This window comes from Anaerovibrio sp. (genome assembly GCF_051866355.1).
Lineage (GTDB): Bacteria > Bacillota > Negativicutes > Selenomonadales > Selenomonadaceae > Anaerovibrio.
In genome coordinates this window covers 7,479-33,017 of sequence record NZ_JBJDWZ010000124.1, presented here as the reverse complement: position 1 = coordinate 33,017, position 25,539 = coordinate 7,479, and the positions used below count along the sequence as shown (strand labels likewise).

Here is a 25,539-nt window from a genome sequence, read left to right as displayed (position 1 = left end):
TTATGCGGCTATTGTATAATGTAGCAGCGGTGCTGGTGGTCATATTGATGGTGCCGGCCTTCTGCATCCGGGCTATAAGGGAAAAGGGCTTTGTGAACAGAATCAAGCAGCAGCTTGGTTTTCTGCCGAAGCATGCCCTGGACAAGGTTGCCCGCAAAAATTGTATATGGGTTCATGCCGCTTCCGTGGGAGAGATTGTGGCGGCAAGTCCTTTGATCAAGGAATTCCGCCGGGAGTTTCCCAACACGCCGATTCTGGTGTCCGTGTTCACCAACAGCGGCTATGAGATGGCCAACCGCATCATAAAGGACGCGGACAGCATCATCCATTTTCCTTTTGACCTGCCGTGGCTGTCGGCACACCTTTTGTACAAGGTGCGCCCGCGGGTGTTCATGCCGGTGGAAACGGAGCTGTGGCCGAACTTTTTGAAGGCGGCAAAGGAGCTGGAAATTCCGGTCATGATGGTAAACGGGCGCATCAGTGAAAAGAGCGTGTCCCGCTACCGCTATCTGCACAGCATCTGGTACGACATGCTGGATACTATCAAGTATTTTGCCATGCAGTCCCCGGTGGATGCGGAGAACATCCTGCGCCTGGGGGCCAACAAGGAGCTGGTGACGGTTACCGGCAACACCAAGTTTGACCAGACCTACACCAATGTCAGCGGCGAGGAAAAACAGCAGCTGATTCGTGAGCTGGGGCTGGAAGACAATGACGGCATCTTTCTGGCAGGCTCCACCCACAAGGGGGAGGAGGAGCATGTGCTGGCGGCCTTTGCGGCCATCAGGAAAACCCATCCGAAGGCAAGGCTTTTGATTGCGCCCCGTTCCGTACTGCGGACGGGACATATCCAGTCCATGTGCCAGCAGCATGGCTTTTCTTCTGCAACCCGCACCCAGCTTCTGGAACAGCCGGCCGCGGGGCATGATGTGGTGCTTCTGAATACCATTGGCGAGCTGGGCAAGGTGTACAGCATCGGCGATGTGGTTTTCGTAGGCGGCAGCATGATTCCTCATGGCGGCCACAATATTCTGGAGCCGGCCGCCCATGGCAAGGCGATTATCGTGGGCGAAAACATGTTTAACTTCAAGGACACCCATGTGCTGTTTTCCAAGCGGAATGCCGTAGTGACGGTCAGGAGCCAGGCGGAGCTGGTGCAGGCGGCATCCAGGCTGTTTACGGATGTAGGGGAGCGCCGCCGTATGGAGCAGGAAACGCTGAAAATCTGCGAGGAAAATCGCGGCGCGGCCAGAAGGACGGCGGTAATTCTCCACGAGCTTCTGGACAGGTGCGAGGCCAAGGACAAGATTAAGGCTACCGACAAGCTGGAAAACTTCCAGACCTACTTTTTCCAGCTCATTCACGGCAAGGAGCCGAAGGGCTTCGGCATCAGGTGCTTCGTGACGCTTTTGCAGGGGTTTGCCTATATTTACGGCATGCTGCTGAACCTGAAGCTGGCGGGCTACAACTGCGGCATTTTCAGCAAGAAGAAGCTGGACTGCTATGTTATCAGCCTGGGCAACATCACCGTGGGCGGCACGGGCAAAACCCCGACGGCCCAGCGGCTGGCCAAGGCCATCCGGGATATGGGCTACAAGGTTGTTATCCTCAATCGTGGCTATCGCGCCAAGTGGCAGGGGGAAATCGGCGTGGTTTCCGATGGCAGGCAGCTGAAAATGGACGCGGCTACCGCCGGTGACGAGGCCTTCATGCTGGCCAAGCACCTGCCTAACGTGCCGGTGCTCATCGGGCCGGAGCGGGCCAAGACCGGCCAGTATGCGGTGGAGCATTTCGGCGCCCAGGTGGCAATCCTTGACGATGGCTACCAGCACTGGCAGCTGGAGCGTGACCTGGACGTGGTGCTGATAGATGCGGTCAATGTCTTTGGCAACGGCCACATCCTGCCGAGAGGCACCCTGCGGGAGCCGCTTTCCCATCTGAGCCGGGCCGATGTGTGCCTTCTGACCAAGGTGGATCAGGCGGAGCGGGGCTCCATAGCTTACATCAGGCAGAAAATCGCCGAGTACGGGCAGAACCCGATTATCGCGGAGAGCATCCATCAGCCGCAGGCCTGTGTGGAGCTGTCCGAATGGGTGCAGGATATTGCCAGCGAGGGCACGCCTATTGACACCATCAGGGGCCGGAAGGTTATCGCCCTGTCAGCTATCGGCAACCCGGCTTCCTTTGAGCAGACGCTGGCCAATGCCGGCGCGGACGTGATAGAGAGCTTCCGCTTCCCGGATCATCATGAGTACACACTGGAGGAGATTCAGGATGCTGTAACCCAGGCGGTGCGTCAGGGGGCCGAGGCCGTCGTTACCACGGAAAAGGACGCTGTAAAGCTGCCGCGGCTGGAGGAAAAGGACAAGCTGCTGCCTATCTACGTGGTGACGGTTGAGGTTGTCATGCAGGATGGGGGCGAGGAAATCAGCGCCCTGCTGCGGGAGCGGATTGATGCATATTTTGGGAACGCTGCTGTTCACGCCACCACCGCTGGCTCATGAGGGAGCGGATTGCTGAGTATTTTAGGAGGTCAGGAGAGAAATGAATACATTGTGTGTGATTCCTGCCAGATATGCTTCTACCAGGCTTCCTGGCAAGCCACTGGCTGATATAGCAGGCAAGCCTATGATTGTCAGGGTTTATGAGCAGGCGGCAAAGGCGAAGAGGATTTCCGGGGTGATTGCGGCTGTGGATGATGAGCGCGTTTATGAGGCGGTGCTTTCCCACGGCGGCAGGGCCATGATGACGGCGAAGGATCATCCTACCGGCACCGACCGTCTGGCGGAGGTGGCAGCAGCCCATCCGGAGGCGGAGCTTATCATCAATGTGCAGGGGGATGAGCCGCTGATTGAGCCATCCCTGATTGATGCGCTGGCGGCGGCCTTTGACGGGGACGACGAGCTGCAGATGGCTACGGTCAAGTCGCCGATGGCCGATGTGGAAGAGATGAAAAATCCCAACAACGTCAAGGTGGTTACTGATAAAAAGGGCTATGCCCTGTATTTTTCCCGTTCCCTGCTGCCATATCCCAGGGAGGCTGCCGGTGTGACCGTGTACAAGCATATCGGCATCTACGCCTACAGGCGGGATTTCCTGCTTCGCTATGCGAAGATGGAGCCGACGGCTCTTGAGAGGACTGAATCCCTTGAGCAGCTCAGGGCATTGGAAAATGGTTATAAAATCAAGGTTATTGCCACTGATTTCAGGTTTGTCGGCGTGGATACGCCGGAAGATCTGGCAGAGGTAAACAGATTGTACAAGGAACGTCTTTAACGGCTGAGAGAAAGGTGGTAGAAATATGAATACTGTTCAGGTAGGAGATTTTTCAATTGGCAATGGCCAGCCGCTGGCACTGCTGGCAGGCCCGTGTGTGCTGGAAGGATTGGAACGCTGCCTTCTGATTGGCCGTACCATCAAGGAGATTACCGGGCGTCTGGGCATGCCTTACGTGTTCAAGGCTTCCTTTGACAAGGCCAATCGTTCTTCCTTCAACGGCTTCCGGGGGCCGGGGCTGAAAAAGGGACTGGAAATGCTCAGGACCATCAAGGATGAGCTGCAGGTGCCGATCGTTACCGACGTGCACACGGAGGAGCAGATTAAGCCTGTGTCCGAGGTGGCGGATATCATTCAGATTCCTGCTTTCCTGTGCAGGCAGACCGACCTTCTGTATGCGGCGGCCAAGAGCGGCTGTGTGGTCAACGTGAAGAAGGGGCAGTTCATGGCCCCGGGCGATATGAGGAACGTGGTGGACAAGCTGCATGAGGGCGGCTGTTCCCAGATTCTCCTGACGGAGCGGGGCGCTACCTTCGGCTACAACAATCTGGTGGTTGATATGCGCACCTTCCCGATTATGCGCTCCTTCGGCTATCCTGTTGTCTTTGACGGCACCCACAGCGTCCAGCTTCCGGGGGGAGCCGGTACCTGTTCTGCAGGAAACCGCGAGTTTGTGCCGAATCTGGTCCGTGCCGCTGTCGGCGCAGGTGTGGATGCCCTCTTTATGGAGGTGCATGACAATCCGGAGGAGGCTCTCTGCGACGGGCCGAACATGGTTTATCTGGACAAGCTGGAAGACCTCCTGAAGGATGCAATTGCCATCCACGAGGTTGTCCGCAAGCATTTGAGTTAAGCACGGCATAAGGTGAGGGGTACGATGATTAAGAATTCGGCTATTGAAACACTGCAGATAGAGGCGGCATCTGTAGCAAAGCTCATTGAGCGCATTGATGATGAGTTTGAGGCGGCAATCAGGTGCATTCTGGACTGCCGTGCCCGCGTGATTGTCACCGGCATGGGCAAGTCCGGGCACATCGGCAGGAAGATTGCGGCAAGCCTTGCCAGTACCGGCACACCGGCATTTTTCATGCATCCGGCGGAGGCATTTCACGGGGATTTGGGCATGGTGACTGCTGACGATGTGGTAATTGCTATTTCCAACAGCGGCGAAAGCACGGAGGTTGTCAACATCCTGCCGATTATCAAGCGCATCGGGGCGAAGATTATCGCCATGAGCGGCCGCAGGGAGTCAGCGCTCGGCAGGAATGCTGATTTCTTTGTGGATATCGGTGTGGAGAGGGAGGCCTGCCCTCTGGGGCTGGCGCCTACAGCCAGCACCACTGCTACGCTGGCCATGGGGGATGCCATTACGGTGGCCCTTCTGGAGGCCAGGAATTTCACCAAGCAGGATTTTGCCCTGTTCCACCCGGGCGGTTCCCTGGGCAGGAAGCTGTTGCTGACGGTTGAAAACGTCATGCACAGCGGTGAGGACAATCCTATCATCCACAGCGGCCATACGGCTCAGGAGGCCCTGTTCATGATGACGGACAAGGGGCTGGGCGCTACCTCCGTCGTGGATGATAACGGCGAGTTCATCGGGCTGGTAACGGATGGCGACATCCGCCGCGGGCTGGCCGGTGGCAGCGAGTTCCTGAATGAAGCCGTGGAGAATATGATGACGAAAAATCCGCAGACCATCACCAAGGAAAAGCTGGCGGCAGAGGCGCTTTCCATCATGGAGAAGCACAAGCCGCGGCCTATTACGGTACTGCCTGTCATCGACGGTGACAATAAGCCGGTGGGCATCGTTCACCTGACCGATTTGCTGCGGCAGGGTGTTGTCTGAAGGAGTGGTCTGAAATGGAATACAGGGCAGATGCGCTGGCCAGGGCGGCCAGGGTAAGGCTGGTAGTAATGGATGTGGACGGTACGCTGACGGATGGCCGGATTTACATCGGTCCCGACGGGGAAGCCATGAAGGAGTTTTCCGTCAAGGATGGCATGGGGCTTTCCATGCTGCACAAGGCCGGGGTGGAAACAGCCATCATCACGGGGCGGCAGTCCAAAATCGTGGAGCGCAGGGCGGCGGAGCTGAACATCAGCCGCGTCTGGCAGGGCTGCAAGGACAAGCGTGAGGCGTGGCAGAGGATTAAGGACGAAATGCAGCTTACGGACAGGGAAATCGCCTACATCGGCGATGACCTGAACGATTTGCCGCTTTTGATGAAGGCGGGGCTGGCGTGCTGTACGGCGGACGCCCAGCCGGAGGTAAAGTACGTATCGCATCTGATTTCGGCCTGCAACGGCGGCAATGGCGCGGTGCGCGATATTGTGGAGTTTATCTTGAAGACCCAGGGCAAGTGGCAGGCGCTGGTGGATGCCTTTGCCGGAGCCAAGGCGGCGCCCGGGTACAGCCAGTGATTTTGTATTGTATTTTGTGCAGCGGCAGACGGCGTGATATGATAAAATACAAATGTAACAGGCATAAATTTTGCAGCATAATTTGTTGCGGGGGAGTATAATGGTATATAATTTACTTATGCTAATGAGCTGGGTAGCCTGCAGGCTGCCCCATAGCTGGCTGCTGGCGATTGGCAAGGGGCTGGGCATTCTCTACTACAGGCTCATCAAGAAACAGCGCAATCTGGCCATCAGGCAGATGCGTGAATCGCTGAAAATTTCACAGGAGGAAGCGGAGAAGCTGGTGCGCCTGTCCTTTATCAACATGGGGCGCAACTTTATGGAGGTTCTCTACATGCCGGCCCTGAACAAGGAAAATTTTTCCAGATACATTGAGATTGACCATCTGGAAATCATGGAGCAGGCACTGGCGGAAAAGCGCGGCGTCGTGGTGCTGACCGGGCACGTTGGCAACTGGGAGTGGCTCTCTGCCGCCTTTACCATGAATGATATGCCCGTGACGGCTATTGCCAAGCCCCAGCCCAACATGGACTATACCCATGCGCTGGATGAGCTGCGTTCCCGTATCAATGTGGAGATTTTTTCCCGCGGCACCAGCGAGCTTCTGTCGGCGGCCAAGGCCCTGAAGAAAGGCAAGATTCTCGGCTTTCTGGCAGATCAGGATGCCGGGCCGGGCGGCGCCTTTATTGAATTTCTGGGCAAGACGGCCTCCACGCCTATGGGGGCGGCGGTATTTGCGAAAAAGTTCAATTCGCCGGTGGTGCCGGCCTTTATCATCCGCCAGCCTGACGGGCATCACCGGGTGGAAATCGGCGAAATCCTCCGCTATGAGGATACCGGCGATTCCGACAAGGATTTGTTTGACCTGACCTACAGGATGACCAAGATTCTGGAGCGCAAGATTCTGGACAATCCTGCCCAGTGGCTGTGGTTCCAGAAGCGCTGGAACACGAAGCCTGAACAGCAGAAAATCAAGCACCATACAGTCAAGACAGAGGTAACAGCAAATGACCAGAAATAAAAAAATAGCAATCGGCATTGTGCTGGTTCTGCTGGCGGCAATGTGCATGTGGACTGTCCGCTCCATTCCTGACCAGCTTCCGGACGGTCAGCCGCTGGAAAAGCGGGTGATGACCTACAGCGGCAACACCATCTCGGAGGAAAAGGATGGCAGGAAGCTGTGGGAAATGACCGCGGAATCCATGGAAGTGGATGTTGATACGCAGGATGCGGAGGTCGTCAATCTGGATGCCAAATTCTATACGGAGGATGGCAGGACGATTCATCTGACGGCGCCGAAGGCAAGCTACAAGGCCAAGGACAAGTTCCTGACGGCCGAGGGCGGCATCAAGGGCGACAGTACGGATGGCATGCACCTGAAATGCGACAAGGTGGAATGGAAGGCCGGGAAAGAAGAGCTGGCGCTGATTGGCAATGCAGAGCTGCAGCGTGATTCAGACGCGCTCAGGGCCGCCGGGGACCGCATAGAGTCCCAGGACGGTTTCAGCAAGTTCAAGGCCAGCGGTCACGCCCATCTGGAAAAGGGGAATAAAAAATGATGAAACGAAAACATTTTGCAAGGGCGCTGGCCATTGCGGGCATTTCAACCCTGCTGGCGACAGGCACCCTGCTGGCGGCAGATGAGGCGGCATCCCTGGATGCCGATGTCGTCGAATACGATATGCAGACCGGCGTTGCCAAGGCCAAGGGCGATGTGCTGATGATTCGCGGTGATATGAAGGTGACCGGACAGGAGGCGGAGTACAACGCCAACACCAGGGAGGGCCGGGTAGAGGGCAATGTGATTGCCGTACAGCCAAGTAAAAACATGCGCGTTACGTGCCACAAGATTGTCAGTGATGCCCGGCAGCACATGACAGCTACCGGCGATGTGCACGGCACTATGGAGGACAAGACCTTCAGCGGCCCGATTGTGGAGTATTTTCAGCCGCAGGATTATGTGCTGATTAAGGAGCGGGGAATCATCACCTCCAAGGATGGCAGTTTTACCGCAGACGAGATGGAGGGCTACCTGAAGGAGGAGCATCTTATCGGCAGGGGCAACGTCCATGTTGTGAGCCCGCCTAATGACATGGAGGCCGGCGGCGATTTGTTGAATTACTACGGGCTGGACCAGGGCAAGGCGGTGCTGACCGGCAATGCCTGGGCGGTGCAGTACAACAACACTTTGAAGAGCAATACACTGACCATACTGCTGGCCAAGGACGGCAAGGCAAAGGTTGAATAAAAAGGATTTGGGGGAATTGCCAGGTGCATATTGAAGTAAAAAATCTAGTAAAAACCTTTAAGCGGCGCAACGTAGTAGACGGCGTATCCCTGCGTGTAGAAAAAGGGGAAATTGTGGGGCTGCTGGGGGCTAACGGCGCTGGCAAGACCACAACCTTCTACATGATTGTAGGTCTGGAGAGGCCTACCGCCGGGCAGGTGCTGATTTCCGACATAGATATAGGCGGCATGCCTATGTACAAGCGGGCGCGGCTTGGCATCAGCTATCTGGCGCAGGAGGCGTCCATCTTCCGCAATCTGACCGTGGAGGAAAACATCATGTCCATCCTTGAGTATGTGGATATGGACAAGGCGGCCAAGGAAAGAAAGATTGCCGCCCTTCTGGAAGAGTTCCACGTTTCCCATGTCAGGGAGCGGCTGGGCTCGGAGCTTTCCGGCGGTGAGCGCCGCCGGGTGGAGATTGCCAGATGCCTTGCGCTGGAGCCGAAATTCATCCTGCTGGATGAGCCTTTTGCCGGTGTGGACCCTATCGCCGTGGCGGATATTCAGGGCATCATCAGCTACCTGCGGGAGCGCGGCATGGGCATCCTGATTACTGACCACAACGTGGTTGAAACACTGCGCATCGTGGACAGGGCCTATATAATGAACGAAGGAAAGATTCTGGTGGAGGGCGATGTGGACACGGTTCTCAACGACCCGCTGGCCATCAAGTATTACATCGGCAACAACACTAAATTATAGGGGAAGATTACATGCGGATTCGTATTCTGGACAAGTACATATTCAAGGAGGTCTTCAAGACCTTTATCTTCGGCATCTGTGCCTTCTCGGCCGTGTTTATCGGCTCCGGCACGTTGTTCCGTATCGCTCAGTATATTACGGAGTATGGCGCATCTGTTACCTCTGTAATCAAGATTTTTGTGCTGAGCCTGCCGGGCGTGATTATCTGGACATTTCCCATGTCCATGCTGCTGGCCAGCCTCCTGACCATAGGCAGGCTTTCCGGCAACAGCGAGATTACGGCGATGAAGTCCTGCGGCATCAGCTTTTACCGCATCGCAACGCCGGCGGTTATTCTGGGAGCCTTCGTCAGCGTTTTTGCCGTAGGCTTCAACGAGTACGTGGTGCCCTGGTCCAACGAGGCGTACAGCCGGGTGGTGGAGTATGAAATCAAGGGGAACCTGTCACCGCAGTCACAGGAGCACATCATTATCAAGGAAATCAAGCAGGGCAAGATTGAAAAGCTGGTGTATGCCCGCCAGTTTATCGCCGAGACCAACATCATGGAGGGGATTGCCATGCAGTCCTTTGAAAACGGCGAGCTGAAGCATGTGGAGAACGCCGAGTACGCCGAGTGGAAGGACAGCATGTGGACCATGCACAACGGCATGATCTACGATGTGGCGGATGGCAAAAGCCAGCACACCATGAAGTTTGATACCCAGGTGCTGCCGATTAATGAAAGCCCGCGCCAGATTGTCCAGTCGCAGAAAAAGCCGGAAGAAATGACCATGAAGGAGCTCAGTGAGCAGATCGGCATCATGAAGTCCCAGTATGTGAATACCAGCAAGCTGGAAACAGAGCTGCATCAGAGGATGACAATCCCTATGGCCAGCCTGATTTTTACGCTGGTAGGCGTGCCGCTGGGCATGCAGCCGAACCGCAACAGCTCATCCATGGGCTTTGTCATGAGCATTATCATTATATTTGTGTATTACAGCCTGATGACCATGGCTGGTGCCATTGCCCAGGGGGGCATGATCAGCCCGATGCTGGCCGTGTGGATGCCGAACATAATCGGACTGGTGGCCGGCGGCTATCTGATGCGCCGCATGGCAAGATAAACGGCCGTGTACAGGTAAATGGCAGGATAGGGAAGGAAAAAGAGGTGGCTCTGATATGTATGGTGTTGTACTGATTCTTGTGCTTGTAATAACGGGTGGAGCCATTGCTTTTATCGGCGACAGGCTCGGCACCAAGGTGGGCAAGAAGAAAATGAGTATCTTCGGCCTGCGGCCGAGGCATACTTCGATTCTGGTAACGATTGTGACGGGCGTCCTCATCACCACCACCACGCTGGGAGTGATGAGCGTCATGTCTGAAAATGTGCGGACGGCTCTTTTCGGCATGGAAAAGCTGAACCGCAGCATGCAGCAGGCAAGGAGCGAGCTGGCCGAGGCCTCTGCCCAGCTGGCTATGGCCAAGTCCGAGCAGGGCAGGATTCAGGATGAGCTGAATGATACGAAAAAGGAGCTGTCGGGGCTGGAAGAGCAGAAAAACCGGCTGGAAAAGCAGACGCAGGAGCTGCAGGCCGTCAATGGCAGGCTGGAAAGCTCCAATCAGCAGCTGACGGCCAACAATCATGAGCTTCTGCAGAAAAGCGACAAGCTGACCCGCATCAACAACATTCTGGAGGAAGGCAACGAAAGGCTCAGCAGGAACAATTCCGAGCTGTATCAGATTAATCGGGAGCTGACTACCGGCATCCAGATTATGCGCGAGGGCTCTATCGCCTTTCAGGCAGGGGAAACCCTGGCCGGTGGCATGATTCAGGGCAAGCGCAGCATCGATGAAATCCACAAGGATATGGGACGGCTTCTGGATATGGCCCGCTACAGCGTCAGCCGCAAGCTGGGCAGTGACGTCAAGGAAAACGAGAAGGACATCTGGATTTATCAGCCGGAGTTCGAGGAGGCCGCAAAGTATATCGCCGAACACGAAGGTGAGTTTGTGGTGCGCATCGTGGCCGCCGGCAATCTGATTCAGGGAGAGGCGGTTGCCACCAATCTCCAGCTGTTCAGCAACAAGACTGTCTACAGGGACGGGGAGCTGATTGTGGAGAAGAAGGTTACGTTCAACCCGAGAAGCGGGGCGGAGCTGGAGTCAGTGCTGACCAGCTTCCTGTCCGACGTGAACCACAAGGCCACCTCGGACGGCATGATATCCGATGCGGTGAACGGCTCCGTGGGCGTTGTGGATGCTGAGCAGATTTACAACCTGATGGGGCAGCTGCAGAAGAGCAGTGGCAGTGCCATTATTTCCGCGTTTGCTGATGGCGTTACGGATATCGTCGGCCCGCTGCGCATCAAGCTGAAATTCGCCGGCACGGGGCTTCTGCCGTGAAAGGGCCGGTAGCGGGGCTTGACCCCGGCAGGGACAAATGCGGGCTGGCCGTGGTGGATGCAGGGGGCAGCTGCCTCCTGCATCAGGTGGTGCCTGCGGCGGAGCTGGAGCGGCATCTAAAGGAGCTGTATTCCGGCTACGGTTTCCGGGTGCTGGTCATGGGCAACGGCACCACCAGCAAAAAGGCGGCCCTGCGGGTCAGGGCGGCCCTGCCCGACGTGGAGCTTGTCGTGGCGGACGAATACCGCACCACTGACGCGGCGCGGGAGGAATACTGGCGCATCCATCCGCCGTCCGGCTGGCGGCGCCTTGTGCCGCGGGGCATGCTGGTGCCGCCGGAGCCTGTGGATGACCTGGCCGCACTGATACTGGCGAGAAGATATGTATTGCAGTGACTATATGTATTGTATAAGGAGAGGGCTTTATGGGTGAACCGCAGAAAAGACCTGAATGGAATGAATACTTTCTGGATATAGCAAAGGCAGTAGGCAGGCGTTCAACCTGCCTGCGCCGTCGTTATGGGGCAATTATTGTCAAGGACAAAATCATCATCAGCACGGGCTACAATGGCGCGCCGCGGGGTGAGGCCAACTGCATTGATACGGGCGTATGCGAGCGGGAGCGCCTGCATGTGCCGAAGGGGCAGAATTATGAGCTGTGCGTGGCCGTTCATGCGGAGCAGAACGCCATCATCAATGCCGACCCTGACAAGATGCAGGGGGCTACCGCATACATTGTGGGCTACAATGCAGACGGCACCCTGGCTTCCGGCAAGCCGTGCCTGTTGTGCCGCCGCATGCTGAGAAATGCCATGCTGAAAAAGGTAATCTATCTGGAAACGGACGGTTCCGTGGTAGAAACAACTCCGGAGGAGATTCGGTGAATTATGTTGACAGTTGCGGATAGCTGGGGTAAAATTGGTGTTTGAGAAAGTGGGTGAAAAAATATGCCAAATTATATTTGGGCATTTTTGATTGCACTGATTGCGGCCCTGGCCGTTACGCCGGGAGTGATTGTACTGGCCGGCAAAACCGGCGCCATGGATGCGCCTGATGCCAGAAAGGTACACAAGGGCCCGATGCCGCGAATCGGCGGCCTGGCTATTTATACGGGATTTATGGTGGCAGTGCTGGCCATGCTGAACTTTGGCGAGCTGCCTGCCGAGGTAGCCAGCGGTGTGAAGGGATTGCTCATTGGCGGCACATTGATTGTATTGCTCGGCCTGATTGATGATTACAAGAATCTTCCGGCCAAGGTGAAGCTGCTGGGGCAGATTGCCGCAGCCTGCGTGGTTGTTTATTTTGATGTACGCATCGACTTTATCACTGACCCGTTTGGGGATTTTCTGTATCTTGAATACCTGGCGGCTCCTGCCACGGTGTTCTGGATCGTGGGACTTACCAACACCGTCAACCTTATTGACGGTCTGGATGGATTGGCGGCGGGCGTTGCGGCCATTGCCTCCATCACGATTTTTCTGGTGGCACTGCAGCAGCAGGTGATGATTGTGGCGCTGTTCACGGCGGCCCTGGCCGGTTCTGCTGTGGGCTTTTTGCGTTACAATTTCAACCCGGCCAGAATCTTTATGGGCGATACGGGCAGCATGTTCCTGGGCTTCATTCTGGCGGGGATTTCCGTGATTGGCGCTGTGAAGTGTGCGGCGACCATCGCCCTGATTGTGCCGATTCTGGCTCTGGGCGTGCCGATTATGGATACGGCCTTTGCCATTATCCGCCGTTACCGCGGCGGCGTGCCTATTTTCAAGCCGGACAAGGGGCATCTGCACCACAGGCTTCTGGACCTGGGCTTTTCCCAGCGTCAGGCAGTGCTTCTGATGTACGTTATCAGCGCCCTTCTGGGACTGAGCGCCGTTGTATTGAACGAGGTTTCCGGCAGCATGTCCATCGTGATAGTGGCCTGTGTCCTGCTGGTGGTATTTATGGGAGCGAAGAAGCTCGGTATTTTCAGGTTGAAAACGAAATAATTCAGCGTAGAGAGGGGTTTATGATGGCTAAGAAGATTAAAGTCATGACTGTTTTCGGCACCCGTCCGGAGGCAATCAAGATGGCGCCGGTAGTTCTGGAGCTGGCAAAGCATCCTGATAAGATCGTGCCGGTGGTAACGGTTACTGCCCAGCACAGGGACATGCTGGATCAGGTACTGAATCTGTTCCAGATTAAGCCTGATCACGATTTGGATATTATGGCGGCCGGTCAGACCCTGTTTGACATTACCTCCAGGGCCATGATGGGGCTGGACAAGGTACTGCAGGAGGAAAAGCCGGACATCGTGCTGGTGCATGGCGATACCACCACCACCTTTGCCGGGGCGCTGGCCTCCTACTATCATCAGGTTTCCGTAGGGCATGTGGAAGCCGGCCTGCGCACCTACAACAAGTATTCCCCGTTCCCGGAGGAAATGAACCGCAAGCTGACAGGCTCTATCGCTGACCTGCATTTTGCGCCTACAGATACATCCGAGCAGAACCTTCTGTCAGAGTCCGTGGACAGTGACAGGATTTTTGTTACCGGCAACACGGTGATTGACGCCCTGCACAGGACGGTGAATGATGATTTCCAGTTTGAGAATGAGGTACTGCAGGGGATTGATTTCAAGAACAAGCGGATTGTGCTTTTGACCACCCACCGCCGCGAAAATCTGGGTGAGCCTATGCGCCATGTGTACAGGGCTATGCGCCGCCTGGTGGATGAGCTTGACGATGTGGAAATCGTTTTTCCTGTGCACAAGAACCCGAAGGTGCGGGAGGTTGTACAGGAGGAGCTGGGCGGCCTGTCCAAGGTGCACCTGATTGACCCGCTGGACTATGAGCCTTTTGCCAACCTCATGCACAGGTCATACCTGATTTTGACCGACTCCGGCGGCGTGCAGGAGGAGGCGCCTGCCCTTGGCAAGCCTGTACTGGTACTGCGCGACACCACCGAGCGTCCGGAGGCTGTGGCGGCAGGCACGGTGAAGCTCATCGGCACCGAGGAAAAGGTGGTCTATGATGAGGCGAAGCTGCTGCTGACGGACAAGTCTGAGTACAGCCGCATGTCCGAGGCCTGCAATCCTTATGGGGACGGCAGGGCTTCCCAGCGCATTATTCAGGCGATTCTCTACCATTACGGACTGGCTGATGAGAAGCCGGAAGCGTTTGTAGCAAAATAAAGATGATTGATAGCTGTGCAGCAGGTATTCATGCTTGTTGCACAGTTATTTTTTGTTTGCACATTGTATTCTTGAAAATTTGCAGGACAAAAATTGACTTGCCTGATGGATAGTGAGATAATTGAAATAGGTGTTGTATACGTTTGATATTTTCTGCTATTTTGCGAGGTGATAAAAGAATAAGGGGGAAATATTTAATGTCGTTGTTTTCGGTTTTCAGGGGTGATGTATATGGATTTACGCAAGAAGTTTTTTCTGCTGTCCGGTATGGCCGGGCTTTTTATGGCGGTTATTTCCGTCATTGGCTTTTATACGGCGTATACCAATCTGGAAAGCAGTGTAGAGAAGGAATTTGAGGCGGTAGTTATTGCCGGTACCAATGATATGGATGGCTGGCTCCGGAGCAAGGGAGCGGCGGCCGTGCATACTGCCAGCATGCTGGAGGCCCTGCAGGGCAATCCGGCGCAGCAGCTGCGGGAGGTGCTGGGAACGGCGGCCAATGACAAGGAGATACTGGATGTTTCCTTTGGCAGTGAGGATGGCAGGTTTTTGTGCTATCATGATGGTGATATTACGGCGGAGCTGGACCCCCGTACCCGTGACTGGTACAAGGATACCAAGCAGTTCGATTCCGGTGATATGCTGGTAACGGAGGCGTATCAGGACGGAAGCTCCAAGAAGATGGTGGTTACGACGGCCGCCCCGGTCAAGCCGGGCGGCAGCTTCATCGGGGCAGTCTGTGTGGATGTGACGCTGGATACCCTGCAGCAGCAGGCAACCAGCATAAAATACCGCGGCAAGGGTGAGAGCTATGTCATCGAGCCGGGTGGCAATGTACTGGCAGCAGACCGGCAGGAGCTGGTTATGCACAATATCAGCGAAGAAGATGGCATCGGCCAGCATTTTATAGAAATGCTGGAAAACAGGCAGGGCGTTTTCTTTGCCAAAGTAGGTGGCACTGACAAGGTAATCGCTTATGCCACTATGCCTTCCAGCGGCTGGATTACTTGTGTCAGCGTTGACGAGGCTTTTGTATTTGATGCAGTGAATACGATGAAGATAATTTATGCCCTGCTGACTTTGGCGGGCATTCTGCTGACCGTTGCCATGTGCCTCAAGATGTCGTCAAGGATTACCAGTGCCGTGCTGGAGCTGAAGGATCATGCAGAGCAGCTTTCCAAGGGCAATTTGCAGGTGGAGAATCTGGTCATTGCCTCCGAGGATGAAATTGGGCATCTCGCGCAATCCTTTAATGCCATGAGCGACAATTTGCGCCGGCTGATTACCAAGATGGCAAGCACCTCGGAGCAGGTGGCGGCTTCCTCCGAGGAATTGACGGCCAATGCCGGGCAGTCTGCTGAAAGTGCCGTTCAGGTGGCGGATACCGCCAGCGAGGTCAGCAAAAGCATGGACATCCAGCTGGAGGACATTGACAGGGCAAAGAAAAATGTGGATTCCGTGTTCAGTGATGTCAGCAGCATGGCGGTCAAGGCAAAGACCGTCAGCCAGGCTTCCAGTGATACGGCCGTTGCGGCGCAGGAAGGCTCACGGCTGATGGACGAGGCCATTCTCCGCATGGGAGAAATCGAGAAGAGCGTTATGGCTTCAGCGGCCATGGTCAAAAAGCTGGGGGAAAACTCCCAGGCTATCGGCCAGATTGTCGAGGCTATTTCTTCCATTTCCGACCAGACGAACCTGCTGGCACTGAATGCGGCCATTGAGGCGGCGCGGGCCGGTGAGGCAGGCAGGGGCTTTGCCGTTGTCGCCGAGGAGGTGCGCAAGCTGGCGGCAGAATCCCAGAGCTTTGCCGAGGAAATCAGGAACCGCATCGGGAGCATTCAGGCTGATACCAGTCAGACGGTGAAGGCCATGGAAAAGGGTACCGGTGATGTGGTGGACGGCACCAGGGCGATTCGTCAGGTAGGGGCGCAGTTCCAGGGAATTCTGGACATGGTGAACGACATTCAGAAGCAGATGGCGGAGATTCAGTCGTCCGTGGATACGGTATCCGGCGGTGCTACGGAAATTGTGCAGGCGGTGGATGAGATTGACAGCATCAGCCGTAAGACTGCGGAAAACACCAGGGTTATTTCCAGCGAAACGGAGCAGCAGTCCTCCTCCAACCAGGAGATTGCGGCGGCTTCCCAGTCACTGGCAGACCTTGCCATGGAAATGCAGGAGGCCATCGGCAAATTCCGCGTCTGAGTGTCCGGGGCATGCAATTGATTTGCTGATGGCAAGCAATATGCAGCACCATGTGAAATATTAAGAATATCGGGATAGCTGTTTGTTGTATCTGTTCAGACCATGAGGGGACAGGTGCGGCACGTACTCAAAGAAAACCTTTGTTGTGCCTCGTTACTTCATTCTTCAGAGCCGCAGGCGATAGATGAATGATAGTAGCGTGAAGCATAATGATGAGCGGGAGCGCGTTTTCACGGGTACAGCCGCGGCCTGTCCTTTTTCTATGCCTGAACAGATGGCACGAATGATTCATCTTCTTCCTTAAAATTTCCCCTGCAGCATACCCCGTAGCGGCAAAGTAAAATTCCTCTAAATTATTTTTAAAATTTATGATTTAGCAGTGTATTGTTAGCGGAATTTATGGTATAATGGCATGGTTAATGGACAAAGGTAATTGTCTGTTGATTTCAATAATATTCAAACGATGACGATGTTTCGTCGGAGGAGGAATATGAGGGAAATTTTATTGACAGGTACCAGGCGGCTGATGAAGGCGCTGGCTGTCTGCACCCTGCTGTGCGCAAGCACCCTGTGGGGCATGGGCAGGCTGGAGCTTTTGGGCGGACTTGTGGCAGGCTATGCCACGGGAATGGCCTGGTATGGCGTGATGTTTGGCAGATTGTGGCGCAGTGCGGATATGACCGTATCCCGGGCGAAGCAGCAGATCGTGGTGGGGGCCATTTTGCGGCTCATGCTCATGGGAGCTGTGTTCTGGGCGGCCATTCAGGTGTCATTTGAGCAATTTTTAGCTACGGTGGCAGGCTTCGGCATCGTCTACGTGCTGGGCATGGTGCTTCTGATGCTGGCAAACAGGAAACTCTTTCGCCAATGAATGTCATGAAATTTCGAGGGGTGTGACAGGCGTTTCTGCAAGGAGAAACGGTCTGCACCGCAAAGGAGGTAGAGGTATATGCACGAAATCGGTGTTCGTGAAACAGTGCAGTTTGCCGGTCTGACCTTCAATTGGGAAACCCTGGTGATGACCTGGATAACCATGGCAATCGTCATTCTGATTGCCTTTCTGGCTTCCAGAAGTCTCAAGCTGGTGCCGACAGGCGCCCAGAATGTAGTTGAGATGCTCATCGTCTGGCTCCGCGAGCAGGTACACAACAATCTGGGAACCAGAGGCGATTTTCTGACGCCTTTGATCGTTACCCTGTTCCTGTTCCTGGTGATTTCCAACTGGCTGGGTCTGGTGCCGCAGATGGCATCCCCGACAAATGATCTGAACACCACCCTGGGACTTGCGCTTCTGATGGTTCTTATTGTCCATGTGCTGGGCATCTACATGAAGGGAATGCACTACATCAAGCATTTCTTCCAGCCGGTAGCTCCGTTCGTGGTCATTAACGCCATTGAGGAGGTAGCAAAGCCTATTACCCTGTCCTTCCGTCTATTTGGCAACATCATGGCAGGTGAGATTCTCATCATCATCCTGCTGAAGCTGGTGCCAATCTGGATGCCGATACCGTCCGTGGTATGGCTGGCCTTCAGTATCTTTATCGGCGGAGTTCAGGCATTTATCTTCACCAGCCTGTCCCTGGCTTACTTAGCCAATGCAGTCAAGGAAAGTGAAGAATAGTATTTCCCGTTTCAGTTATTATTTATTGATTTACTTAGAGGAGGATTTTTCTAATGGAAAACGCAATTATGGTAGCAGCCGCTCTGCTGGGTGCAGGTATTACTATGGGTTTGGCAGCAATCGGCGCCGGTCTTGGCGATAGCCTTGTAGCAAGCAAGTTCATCGAGGGCCTGACCCGTCAGCCTGAAGCAAAGAATGTACTGTTTACCAACACCCTGATTTCTATCGGTCTGGTAGAGTCCATGGCAATTATCGCAACCGTTATTGCCCTGATTATGCTCTTTGCAAATCCACTCATCAAATAATAAAGCTATTTGTGGTGTGATTTTTAGAGGAGGCAATAGAATTGATAGATATTAATGCAACACTGGTTGCTCAGATGCTGAACTTCTTGATTCTGGTTGTCGTTCTCCGTCTGGTTGCCTACAAGCCTATTGTAAAGATGCTGGAGGAGCGTTCACAGCGCATTGCCGGCAGCATCAAGAAAGCTGATGAGGATGCAGCAGCCGCCGAAGCTACCCTGAAGGAGTACAAGGCGCAGCTTGCCACCGCACGCACCAAGGCCCAGGAAATTATGGACAAGGCCGAAAAGCGCGCCCAGGACGAGCATGCTGAGAAGATCCAGGCAACCCAGGCTGAAATCAAGCAGATGAAGGAAGCTGCCCAGGAGCAGCTTCAGCGTGAGCGTTCCCAGGCTGTAGAGGTATTGAAGGGGCAGATGGTTGCCCTGTCAATGGCTGCAGCTCAGAAGATTGTTTCCAAGAATATGGATGCTGCTGAGAACGAAGCTCTTGTCAGCGAGTTTATCGAACAGCTTGATAAGGACAAGATTGGTGATTTGCCATGCTAAATATACAGCTTGCCCGTAAATACGGGATGGCAATTTTTGAGATTGCCCAAGACGAAAAGCAGCTTGAGAAATACGGCAAGGAGCTTAGCGAGGTAAGCCAGGCCGTTTTTTCCCAGGCTGAACTGAAGGACTTCCTGACAAACCCGCAGATACAGCCACAGGACAAGAAAGATGTACTGTTAAAGCTCTTAAAGACAGAGGTTTCACCTTTGATGATGAACTTCCTGCTGCTGCTGGTTGACAAGCGCCGCATGGGGCTGCTAGAGGCCATTAACGACTGCTATCAGGAGCTGTCCAACAAGGCACAGGGTATCATCATTGCCGATGTTACCACTGCTTATGACCTGAAGGCAGAGCTGCAGGCTCGCCTGAGCAGCAGGCTGGAGGACATAACCGGCAAAAAGGTTTCCCTCCGCACCCACAATGACAAGTCCATTATCGGCGGCATTGTGGTAAAAATCGGTGATACCCGCATTGACGGCAGTGTTACCGGACGCCTGCAGGCTCTCAAGGCTGAATTGATGGCAAGTAATTGATAAAATTGGGGTGACAGCGAAGTATGAAAATGAATCCGGAAGAAATAACTGCCATCATCAAGGATCAGATTAAGAATTATGCTGTTGATCTGAATGTTGATGAGGTTGGCACTGTTATCGAAATCGGTGACGGCATCGCCCATATCCACGGCCTGAACAAGGCCATGGCAGGTGAGCTGCTGGATTTCGGTAATAATATATATGGTCTGGTTCTGAATCTGGAGCAGGATAACGTCGGTGCCGTTATTCTCGGCGGTGATACCGAGATTAAGGAAGGCGCCGAGGTAAAGAGAACCGGTACCATCATGCAGGTTCCAGTAGGCGAGGCCATGATCGGCCGCGTTGTGGATGCCCTGGGCCGTCCTATTGATGGCAAGGGCCCTATCAGCACTACCGAAACCCGTCCTGTAGAGTTTAACGCTCCTGGTATTGCAGACAGAAAGTCTGTACACGAGCCTTTGCAGACCGGTATCAAGGCCCTTGATGCCCTGGTACCAATCGGCCGCGGCCAGCGCGAGCTGATTATCGGCGACCGCGGTACCGGCAAGACCGCTATTGCGGTAGATACCATCCTGAACCAGAAGGGTCAGAACTGTATCTGCATTTATGTGGCTATCGGCCAGAAGGCCTCTACTGTAGCCCGTGTCGTAAAGACCCTTGAGGATGCAGGCGCCATGGAGTATTCCATCGTGGTAGCGGCAACCGCCGCCGAGTCCGCGCCTCTGCAGTACCTGGCTCCTTATGCCGGTGTTGCCATGGCCGAGTATTTCATGTACAAGAAGAACGAGCAGGGCCAGGGCGGCCACTGCCTCTGCGTATACGATGACCTGACCAAGCATGCGGCTGCCTATCGTGCCATGTCCCTGCTGCTCCGCAGACCGCCGGGACGTGAGGCGTATCCGGGCGATGTATTCTATTTGCATTCCCGCCTTTTGGAGCGCGCCGCCAAGCTGTCTGATGACCTGGGTGCAGGCTCCATTACCGCACTGCCAATCATCGAGACTCTGGCAGGCGACCTTTCTGCCTACATTCCGACCAACGTAATCTCCATTACTGACGGTCAGATCATGCTGGAAACCGATGCCTTCTACTCCGGTATCCGTCCGGCTATCAGCGTAGGCTTGTCCGTATCCCGTGTAGGCGGCTCTGCCCAGATAAAGGCCATGAAGCAGGTTGCAGGTACCATGCGCCTTGATCTGGCACAGTACCGCGAGCTGGCAGCCTTCTCCCAGTTTGCCTCCGACCTGGATGCAGCTACCAAGGCCCAGCTGGACCGCGGCGTCCGCATGGTTGAGACCCTGAAGCAGGCGCAGTATTCCCCGATGTCCGTTGAGGACCAGGTGCTGGTAATCTTCACGGCAGTTCGTGGCTACCTCACCGATATCCCTGTGGAGAAGGTTGTTGCCTTCCAGGGTGACTATATCAGGTTCATGCACAACGAGCATCCGGAGATTGGTGCGAAGATTGCGGAGCAGAAGAAGCTGGATGATGCTTTGGAGGCCGCTATTTCCAAGTCTATTGAGGAATTTAAGGAAACCGTAACATATAAAATGGCATAAGGCAGCGAGGTGATTTTATTTGGCTAGTTTACAGGATATACGCCGTCGTATCAAGAGCGTAAAGAGTATTCAGCAAATCACAAATGCTATGAACATGGTAGCAACCTCCCGTTTGCGTCGCGCAAAGGAGGCGGCTGTTGCCAACAAGCCTTATGCAGATAAAATGGCACAGGTAGTATCGGATATTGCCGCCAATGCAGGGGATTTTTCCCATCCGCTGCTGGAGAAGCGTACTGAAGGCAAGCGCCTCATTCTGGTGCTGGCTTCCGACAAGGGACTGGCCGGCGCCTATGCCAGCAACGCCTTCAAGGAGGCGGTGGCACAGGTGGAGGACAAGGCCGCTACGGAGATTGTTGCCGTGGGCCGCAAGACAGATACCTTCTTCCGCAACCGCGATTATGATGTGGTGAAGTCCTATGCAGGCATCAGCGAGCGTCCTTCCTACGAGAATGCCAGGGAGATTGCCCAGGACCTGATTGACCGCTTTACTGAGGGCGAGGTCAGGGAAATCTACATGGTATATACCCGTTTCGTGTCGGCTATCAGCTGCGTGCCGGAAACCGTCAAGCTCCTGCCTTTCAGTGATCTGGCAGGCGAGGGCGGCTCCCATGCAGAGTACATTTATGAGCCAAGTGCCGCCGAGGTGCTGGGCTTCATGCTGCCGCAGTATCTGGTTACTACAGTCTATGCCGCTCTTTTGCAGTCAGCAGCCAGCGAGCTCAGTTCCCGCATGAACGCTATGAGCAACGCGACTGACAACGCACAGGAGCTTATCGCAAAACTTGATTTGCATTATAACAAAGTTCGTCAGGCCAACATTACCCGCGAAATTACTGAAATCGTGGGTGGTGCTGAGGCGCTGAAATAAGGGGGTTTACCATTGGCAAAGGGTAAAGTCGTACAGGTAATCGGACCTGTCGTAGATATTGAATTTCCAGCAGGCCAGCTGCCGGAAATCCTCAATGCAGTTACAATCCAGGGTAAAGCCGGCGATGTGAATATTGACTTGGTAGTAGAGGTTATGCAGCATCTGGGTGACTCCGTTACCCGCTGCATCGCCATGAGCTCTACCGATGGTCTTACACGCGGTATGGAGGCTGTCGACACCGGCGCGCCAATCAAGGTGCCGGTCGGCGATGCCTGCCTTGGTCGAGTATTTAACATTCTTGGTCAGACTGTTGACCACAATCCTGCGCCTGTTGGCAACAAGGAGTTCTGGCCGATTCATCGTCCTGCTCCGAAGTTTGATGAGCAGGAAACTTCCACCCAGATTCTGGAAACCGGCATCAAGGTCGTTGACCTGATTGCGCCGTATTCCCGCGGTGGTAAAATCGGTCTGTTCGGCGGTGCCGGTGTAGGCAAGACCGTACTTATCATGGAGCTTATCCATAACATCGCCACCCAGCACGGCGGTTATTCCGTATTTGCCGGTGTAGGCGAGCGTACCCGTGAGGGTAATGACCTGTGGTCCGAGATGACCGAGTCCGGCGTTATCGACAAGACCGCGCTGGTATACGGCCAGATGAACGAGCCGCCTGGAGCCCGTATGCGCGTGGCACTGACCGGCCTGACCATGGCTGAGTATTTCCGCGATGTGCAGGGCCAGGACGTGCTGCTGTTCATCGATAACATTTTCCGTTTCATTCAGGCCGGTTCCGAGGTATCCGCACTTTTGGGACGTATGCCTTCCGCAGTAGGCTACCAGCCTACCCTGACCACCGATATCGGTGCTCTGCAGGAGCGCATTACCTCCACCAAGAAGGGTTCCATCACCTCCGTACAGGCAGTATATGTGCCGGCGGATGACCTGACGGACCCTGCACCTGCCGGAACCTTTACCCATCTGGATGCAACTACGGTACTTTCCCGTCAGATTGCCGAGCTGGGTATTTATCCTGCTGTGGACCCGCTGGACTCCACCTCCCGTATTCTGGATCCGAATGTTATCGGCCAGGAGCACTATGAGGTAGCCCGCGGCGTGCAGGCTGTACTGCAGAAGTACAAGGAGCTGCAGGACATCATCGCTATTCTGGGTATGGAGGAGCTGTCCGACGAGGATAAGCTGACCGTTGCCCGTGCCAGAAAGATTCAGCGTTTCCTGTCCCAGCCGTTTGCCGTAGCAGAGGTATTTACCGGCACGCCTGGTAAGTACGTAGAGCTGCGCGATACCATCCGCGGCTTCAAGGAAATTCTCGAGGGCAAGTATGATGACCTGCCGGAGGCTGCCTTCTACATGGTGGGCGGCATCGAGGAGGTTATTGCAAAGGCGGAGCAGCTGAAGAAGGAGGGCTAATCAATGGCTACTATCAAGCTAGAGATTGTATCTCCTGACAAGGTTGTTTACACGGCCGATATAAATATGCTGATTGTCCGTTCCACGGCCGGCGAGCTGGGCATCCTGCCCCATCATGCGCCGCTGGTGACAGGCCTTGTGCCTCATGCCATGCGCGTCAAGATCGGCAGTACCGAGTCCCTGATTGCCGTAGCCGGTGGCTTTATGGAGGTACAGCCGGAGAAGATTACCGTGCTGGCTTCTGCCGCCGAGCTGCCTGTGGAGATTGATGTGCTGAGGGCGCAGAAGGCCTATGACCGCGCTAAGAAGCGTCTGGAGGAGTTCAAGAACTGCACTTCCTCTGCCGAGTGCCCTGTGGACGGCAAGCGTGCCGAGGCTGCCCTGCACCGCGCTATGGCGCGTCTGACCGCCTCCGGCAATCCGATTGCATAAGGGGACAGGTATATCGCAAGCATATAGTAAATATGGCAAATATATAGATTTGCTTGTTTTGGGTATTTATATAGTTTGGCAATTATCGCAGTATGGAAGCTATGGGCTTCTGTACTGCGAATTTTTTTGTTTCAGGGGCTATAAAACACTTTGCAGATATCGAAACAGATAGTAAAATATAATCAACAGAAATAAAGCTATAAACAGTAGATATTTTCAGGAAGCTGATACTGCAAGCATAAATTTCATGCAATGCAGATGAAAGCTGTATGGATGAGGGAGATTTTGCCTGATGTACAAGAGAAAATTGGATACGGATATACGGTGTCCGTTGGAGTATGGGCTGGAAATTTTCGGTGGCAAATGGAAATCAAGGATTATCTGTGTTTTAGCGGAGAAGAGGATTCTGCGCTACGGTGAGCTCCGCAAGGAAATGGGCAATATAACTGATGCTGTTTTGGCATCGGCACTGAAGGATTTGATTGGCAATGATATCGTGGTCAGAAAATCATATGATGAAATTCCGCCGCATGTTGAATATTCTTTGTCCGAAAAAGGGGCATCCGTTGTTCCTATTTTGCAAAGCATCTGTAAATGGTCGGGGATTTTTTACAGGGATGATAGTGATAATATGATGGTGCATTGCCAGAGGTGTGACTATCGGTAAATTTGGCGACTGCCGTGCATTTGCTGATTTTGTGGCTGATTTATAAAATTACGGATAGAAAAACAGGTGCAGGGCTGGAGAGAAGCCCTGCACCTGTTTTATGAGTGCTTAGATAATTTTTTTGTTTTCCGCGCCAGGCGTTGTTACAATAATTTTGTCAGGGGTGATGATAAGTGCTCCCTTGGCAGTGGCGGCACCTTTGAAAACTTTTTCAACCAGTGCCTTGAAGTTATCGACTATATCACCTTGTGTAACATATTCTGCAGTCCCCTTGATCTGATAGCCTTCAAGGCTTTGTGCATCGTAGGCGGAGATGGCAATCCTTCCACCGCCTGCTTTGAGATTGTTCAGGGTGGTTTCCAAAAATACATCGCCGACAACCAGTTTTCCATCATCGGTGATGTCCTTAAAAGCAACAGGCACAACATTAGGTTCTCCCTTTGAGCAGGTTGCCAGGTCCCACATGCTTGATTTTAACACTTTTACAACAGCTTCGTTCATCATGAAAATTCCTCCAATTTCAATGTTTCCTGCTCAGCTAAGCTGTGTTTATTATAGTGAATTTACTTGTATTTAACAATATATTAAGAAATTTATAAGTTACTAATAAATTTCTTAGTATGTGAAATATCACATTAGGCAATTGGCTATGATACAAGGGGGGGGATTTTGTTATGACTGGAAAGCATAGTAAAAGATTGAAGCTGTTGGTGGGAATGGAACTGAGCGCAGGGCTGGTGCCGGGTATATATCCTGCGGAAGCTTTTGCACAGGATTTTCGTGTTAGTTATGATGGTAGTCAATATATATTTACTGCAATTCAATGCGTTCTTATGCTGGCGAATTGAATTGCAGTTTTGTTTTTTTAGCGAAGCAGTATTATTTAGCATCTAGCAGAGGTGTTTGCAAGAGTTTCTAGAAAAAACTTTGCAGATATTAAAACAGATAGTAAAATATAATACAGATGAGAGCAAGGTTAAAAAAGTGGTATGAGCTTCCAGGCAATATGAGGTGATGAATATGCTCAAGGTGTACATGGGCGGACTTGAGAATGAAATATACAATCCTGATATGTATTTTAACAATCAATATGAGGATGAGTGGATTACTGATGAATTGGCAAAAGCCATGATTGCGG

The 25,539-nt window shown here is 53.8% G+C and carries 29 protein-coding genes; 28 read left to right on the top strand and 1 reads right to left on the bottom strand.

What is annotated here, in order from left to right:
* The first annotated feature begins 2 nt into the window (after window positions 1-2).
* From lpxK to ACI3UA_RS06630, 26 genes are all read left to right on the top strand, one after another.
* Entirely contained in the window at window positions 3-2,504 is a 2,502-nt protein-coding gene (gene lpxK / locus ACI3UA_RS06755; RefSeq protein WP_439724053.1) for a tetraacyldisaccharide 4'-kinase, read from the top strand.
* A gap of 40 nt (window positions 2,505-2,544) precedes the next feature.
* Complete coding sequence (kdsB, locus tag ACI3UA_RS06750) at window positions 2,545-3,276, top strand: 3-deoxy-manno-octulosonate cytidylyltransferase (protein ID WP_439724052.1); 732 nt, start codon at window positions 2,545-2,547, stop codon at window positions 3,274-3,276.
* Between the two features lie 25 nt (window positions 3,277-3,301).
* Entirely contained in the window at window positions 3,302-4,129 is an 828-nt protein-coding gene (gene kdsA / locus ACI3UA_RS06745) for a 3-deoxy-8-phosphooctulonate synthase (protein WP_439724051.1), read from the top strand.
* Between the two features lie 24 nt (window positions 4,130-4,153).
* A complete protein-coding gene (locus ACI3UA_RS06740) occupies window positions 4,154-5,122 on the top strand; it encodes a KpsF/GutQ family sugar-phosphate isomerase (RefSeq protein WP_439724050.1) in 969 nt (322 codons plus the stop codon).
* 14 nt (window positions 5,123-5,136) lie between these two features.
* Window positions 5,137-5,697 (top strand): KdsC family phosphatase, encoded by a 561-nt coding sequence (locus tag ACI3UA_RS06735; protein WP_439724049.1) that lies wholly within the window; start codon window positions 5,137-5,139, stop codon window positions 5,695-5,697.
* Between the two features lie 100 nt (window positions 5,698-5,797).
* Entirely contained in the window at window positions 5,798-6,718 is a 921-nt protein-coding gene (locus ACI3UA_RS06730; RefSeq protein WP_439724048.1) for a lysophospholipid acyltransferase family protein, read from the top strand.
* The gene (lptC, locus tag ACI3UA_RS06725) at window positions 6,705-7,256 is read left to right on the top strand and encodes an LPS export ABC transporter periplasmic protein LptC (RefSeq protein ID WP_439724047.1); all 552 of its coding nucleotides are present in this window, start codon (window positions 6,705-6,707) and stop codon (window positions 7,254-7,256) included. The genes ACI3UA_RS06730 and lptC overlap by 14 nt, the downstream gene beginning before the upstream one ends.
* Window positions 7,253-7,945 carry an LptA/OstA family protein gene (locus tag ACI3UA_RS06720; RefSeq protein ID WP_439724046.1) on the top strand — a complete coding sequence of 231 codons (693 nt, stop codon included), beginning with the start codon at window positions 7,253-7,255 and terminating at the stop codon, window positions 7,943-7,945. Before lptC ends, ACI3UA_RS06720 begins: the two co-directional genes overlap by 4 nt.
* Before the next feature lie 23 nt (window positions 7,946-7,968).
* Window positions 7,969-8,688: an LPS export ABC transporter ATP-binding protein gene (gene lptB / locus ACI3UA_RS06715; protein ID WP_439724045.1), complete on the top strand. Its 720-nt coding sequence runs from the start codon at window positions 7,969-7,971 to the stop codon at window positions 8,686-8,688.
* Window positions 8,689-8,699: 11 nt separating this feature from the next.
* A complete protein-coding gene (locus ACI3UA_RS06710) occupies window positions 8,700-9,791 on the top strand; it encodes an LptF/LptG family permease (protein WP_439724044.1) in 1,092 nt (363 codons plus the stop codon).
* Window positions 9,792-9,846: 55 nt separating this feature from the next.
* Complete coding sequence (locus ACI3UA_RS06705; RefSeq protein ID WP_439724043.1) at window positions 9,847-11,070, top strand: DUF3084 domain-containing protein; 1,224 nt, start codon at window positions 9,847-9,849, stop codon at window positions 11,068-11,070.
* Window positions 11,067-11,465 (top strand): pre-16S rRNA-processing nuclease YqgF, encoded by a 399-nt coding sequence (locus ACI3UA_RS06700; RefSeq protein WP_439724042.1) that lies wholly within the window; start codon window positions 11,067-11,069, stop codon window positions 11,463-11,465. The genes ACI3UA_RS06705 and ACI3UA_RS06700 overlap by 4 nt, the downstream gene beginning before the upstream one ends.
* Window positions 11,466-11,494: 29 nt before the next feature.
* A complete protein-coding gene (locus ACI3UA_RS06695; RefSeq protein ID WP_439724041.1) occupies window positions 11,495-11,953 on the top strand; it encodes a deoxycytidylate deaminase in 459 nt (152 codons plus the stop codon).
* A gap of 63 nt (window positions 11,954-12,016) precedes the next feature.
* On the top strand, window positions 12,017-13,054 hold the full coding sequence (locus ACI3UA_RS06690; RefSeq protein ID WP_439724040.1) for a glycosyltransferase family 4 protein: 1,038 nt from the start codon (window positions 12,017-12,019) through the stop codon (window positions 13,052-13,054).
* Window positions 13,055-13,077: 23 nt separating this feature from the next.
* A complete protein-coding gene (gene wecB / locus ACI3UA_RS06685; protein ID WP_439724039.1) occupies window positions 13,078-14,238 on the top strand; it encodes a non-hydrolyzing UDP-N-acetylglucosamine 2-epimerase in 1,161 nt (386 codons plus the stop codon).
* A gap of 231 nt (window positions 14,239-14,469) precedes the next feature.
* On the top strand, window positions 14,470-16,443 hold the full coding sequence (locus ACI3UA_RS06680; RefSeq protein ID WP_439724038.1) for a methyl-accepting chemotaxis protein: 1,974 nt from the start codon (window positions 14,470-14,472) through the stop codon (window positions 16,441-16,443).
* Window positions 16,444-16,933: 490 nt separating this feature from the next.
* Window positions 16,934-17,314: a hypothetical protein gene (locus tag ACI3UA_RS06675; RefSeq protein ID WP_439724037.1), complete on the top strand. Its 381-nt coding sequence runs from the start codon at window positions 16,934-16,936 to the stop codon at window positions 17,312-17,314.
* A gap of 78 nt (window positions 17,315-17,392) precedes the next feature.
* Entirely contained in the window at window positions 17,393-18,064 is a 672-nt protein-coding gene (gene atpB, locus ACI3UA_RS06670) for a F0F1 ATP synthase subunit A (protein ID WP_439724036.1), read from the top strand.
* 53 nt (window positions 18,065-18,117) lie between these two features.
* Window positions 18,118-18,369, top strand: a complete 252-nt coding sequence (gene atpE, locus ACI3UA_RS06665) for a F0F1 ATP synthase subunit C (RefSeq protein WP_154406142.1) — start codon at window positions 18,118-18,120, stop codon at window positions 18,367-18,369.
* A 41-nt stretch (window positions 18,370-18,410) separates the two neighbouring features.
* Window positions 18,411-18,914 carry a F0F1 ATP synthase subunit B gene (gene atpF, locus ACI3UA_RS06660; protein WP_439724035.1) on the top strand — a complete coding sequence of 168 codons (504 nt, stop codon included), beginning with the start codon at window positions 18,411-18,413 and terminating at the stop codon, window positions 18,912-18,914.
* Complete coding sequence (gene atpH, locus ACI3UA_RS06655; RefSeq protein WP_439724034.1) at window positions 18,908-19,450, top strand: ATP synthase F1 subunit delta; 543 nt, start codon at window positions 18,908-18,910, stop codon at window positions 19,448-19,450. Before atpF ends, atpH begins: the two co-directional genes overlap by 7 nt.
* 23 nt (window positions 19,451-19,473) lie before the next feature.
* Complete coding sequence (gene atpA / locus ACI3UA_RS06650) at window positions 19,474-21,009, top strand: F0F1 ATP synthase subunit alpha (RefSeq protein WP_439724033.1); 1,536 nt, start codon at window positions 19,474-19,476, stop codon at window positions 21,007-21,009.
* Between the two features lie 19 nt (window positions 21,010-21,028).
* Entirely contained in the window at window positions 21,029-21,877 is an 849-nt protein-coding gene (atpG, locus tag ACI3UA_RS06645; protein ID WP_439724032.1) for an ATP synthase F1 subunit gamma, read from the top strand.
* 12 nt (window positions 21,878-21,889) lie between these two features.
* Window positions 21,890-23,302, top strand: coding sequence for a F0F1 ATP synthase subunit beta (gene atpD / locus ACI3UA_RS06640; RefSeq protein ID WP_300221635.1), 1,413 nt, complete (start codon window positions 21,890-21,892; stop codon window positions 23,300-23,302).
* 3 nt (window positions 23,303-23,305) lie between these two features.
* Entirely contained in the window at window positions 23,306-23,734 is a 429-nt protein-coding gene (gene atpC, locus ACI3UA_RS06635; RefSeq protein WP_439724031.1) for an ATP synthase F1 subunit epsilon, read from the top strand.
* A 292-nt stretch (window positions 23,735-24,026) separates the two neighbouring features.
* Complete coding sequence (locus tag ACI3UA_RS06630; RefSeq protein WP_439724030.1) at window positions 24,027-24,401, top strand: winged helix-turn-helix transcriptional regulator; 375 nt, start codon at window positions 24,027-24,029, stop codon at window positions 24,399-24,401.
* 108 nt (window positions 24,402-24,509) lie between these two features.
* Here ACI3UA_RS06630 and ACI3UA_RS06625 read toward each other — a convergent pair whose 3' ends face one another.
* Window positions 24,510-24,905 (bottom strand): pyridoxamine 5'-phosphate oxidase family protein, encoded by a 396-nt coding sequence (locus ACI3UA_RS06625; RefSeq protein WP_439724029.1) that lies wholly within the window; start codon window positions 24,903-24,905, stop codon window positions 24,510-24,512.
* 170 nt (window positions 24,906-25,075) lie between these two features.
* Here ACI3UA_RS06625 and ACI3UA_RS06620 point away from each other — a divergent pair, with 170 nt between their 5' ends.
* Both ACI3UA_RS06620 and ACI3UA_RS06615 read left to right on the top strand, forming a co-directional pair.
* Window positions 25,076-25,249 carry a hypothetical protein gene (locus ACI3UA_RS06620; RefSeq protein ID WP_439724028.1) on the top strand — a complete coding sequence of 58 codons (174 nt, stop codon included), beginning with the start codon at window positions 25,076-25,078 and terminating at the stop codon, window positions 25,247-25,249.
* A 166-nt stretch (window positions 25,250-25,415) separates the two neighbouring features.
* On the top strand, window positions 25,416-25,539 hold a 124-nt coding region (locus ACI3UA_RS06615; RefSeq protein WP_439724071.1), incomplete at its 3' end, for a DUF4869 domain-containing protein.

Bases quoted from the DNA above. Each gene is read 5' to 3' on its own strand.
- lpxK (WP_439724053.1), top strand. From the start codon at position 3: ATGCGGCTATTGTATAATGTAGCAGCGGTGCTGGTGGTCATATTGATG.
- kdsB (WP_439724052.1), top strand. From the start codon at position 2,545: ATGAATACATTGTGTGTGATTCCTGCCAGATATGCTTCTACCAGGCTT.
- kdsA (WP_439724051.1), top strand. From the start codon at position 3,302: ATGAATACTGTTCAGGTAGGAGATTTTTCAATTGGCAATGGCCAGCCG.
- ACI3UA_RS06740 (WP_439724050.1), top strand. From the start codon at position 4,154: ATGATTAAGAATTCGGCTATTGAAACACTGCAGATAGAGGCGGCATCT.
- ACI3UA_RS06735 (WP_439724049.1), top strand. From the start codon at position 5,137: ATGGAATACAGGGCAGATGCGCTGGCCAGGGCGGCCAGGGTAAGGCTG.
- ACI3UA_RS06730 (WP_439724048.1), top strand. From the start codon at position 5,798: ATGGTATATAATTTACTTATGCTAATGAGCTGGGTAGCCTGCAGGCTG.
- lptC (WP_439724047.1), top strand. From the start codon at position 6,705: ATGACCAGAAATAAAAAAATAGCAATCGGCATTGTGCTGGTTCTGCTG.
- ACI3UA_RS06720 (WP_439724046.1), top strand. From the start codon at position 7,253: ATGATGAAACGAAAACATTTTGCAAGGGCGCTGGCCATTGCGGGCATT.
- ACI3UA_RS06710 (WP_439724044.1), top strand. From the start codon at position 8,700: ATGCGGATTCGTATTCTGGACAAGTACATATTCAAGGAGGTCTTCAAG.
- ACI3UA_RS06705 (WP_439724043.1), top strand. From the start codon at position 9,847: ATGTATGGTGTTGTACTGATTCTTGTGCTTGTAATAACGGGTGGAGCC.
- ACI3UA_RS06695 (WP_439724041.1), top strand. From the start codon at position 11,495: ATGGGTGAACCGCAGAAAAGACCTGAATGGAATGAATACTTTCTGGAT.
- ACI3UA_RS06690 (WP_439724040.1), top strand. From the start codon at position 12,017: ATGCCAAATTATATTTGGGCATTTTTGATTGCACTGATTGCGGCCCTG.
- wecB (WP_439724039.1), top strand. From the start codon at position 13,078: ATGGCTAAGAAGATTAAAGTCATGACTGTTTTCGGCACCCGTCCGGAG.
- ACI3UA_RS06680 (WP_439724038.1), top strand. From the start codon at position 14,470: ATGGATTTACGCAAGAAGTTTTTTCTGCTGTCCGGTATGGCCGGGCTT.
- ACI3UA_RS06675 (WP_439724037.1), top strand. From the start codon at position 16,934: ATGAGGGAAATTTTATTGACAGGTACCAGGCGGCTGATGAAGGCGCTG.
- atpB (WP_439724036.1), top strand. From the start codon at position 17,393: ATGCACGAAATCGGTGTTCGTGAAACAGTGCAGTTTGCCGGTCTGACC.
- atpE (WP_154406142.1), top strand. From the start codon at position 18,118: ATGGAAAACGCAATTATGGTAGCAGCCGCTCTGCTGGGTGCAGGTATT.
- atpH (WP_439724034.1), top strand. From the start codon at position 18,908: ATGCTAAATATACAGCTTGCCCGTAAATACGGGATGGCAATTTTTGAG.
- atpA (WP_439724033.1), top strand. From the start codon at position 19,474: ATGAAAATGAATCCGGAAGAAATAACTGCCATCATCAAGGATCAGATT.
- atpC (WP_439724031.1), top strand. From the start codon at position 23,306: ATGGCTACTATCAAGCTAGAGATTGTATCTCCTGACAAGGTTGTTTAC.
- ACI3UA_RS06630 (WP_439724030.1), top strand. From the start codon at position 24,027: ATGTACAAGAGAAAATTGGATACGGATATACGGTGTCCGTTGGAGTAT.
- ACI3UA_RS06625 (WP_439724029.1), bottom strand. From the start codon at position 24,905: ATGATGAACGAAGCTGTTGTAAAAGTGTTAAAATCAAGCATGTGGGAC.
- ACI3UA_RS06620 (WP_439724028.1), top strand. From the start codon at position 25,076: ATGACTGGAAAGCATAGTAAAAGATTGAAGCTGTTGGTGGGAATGGAA.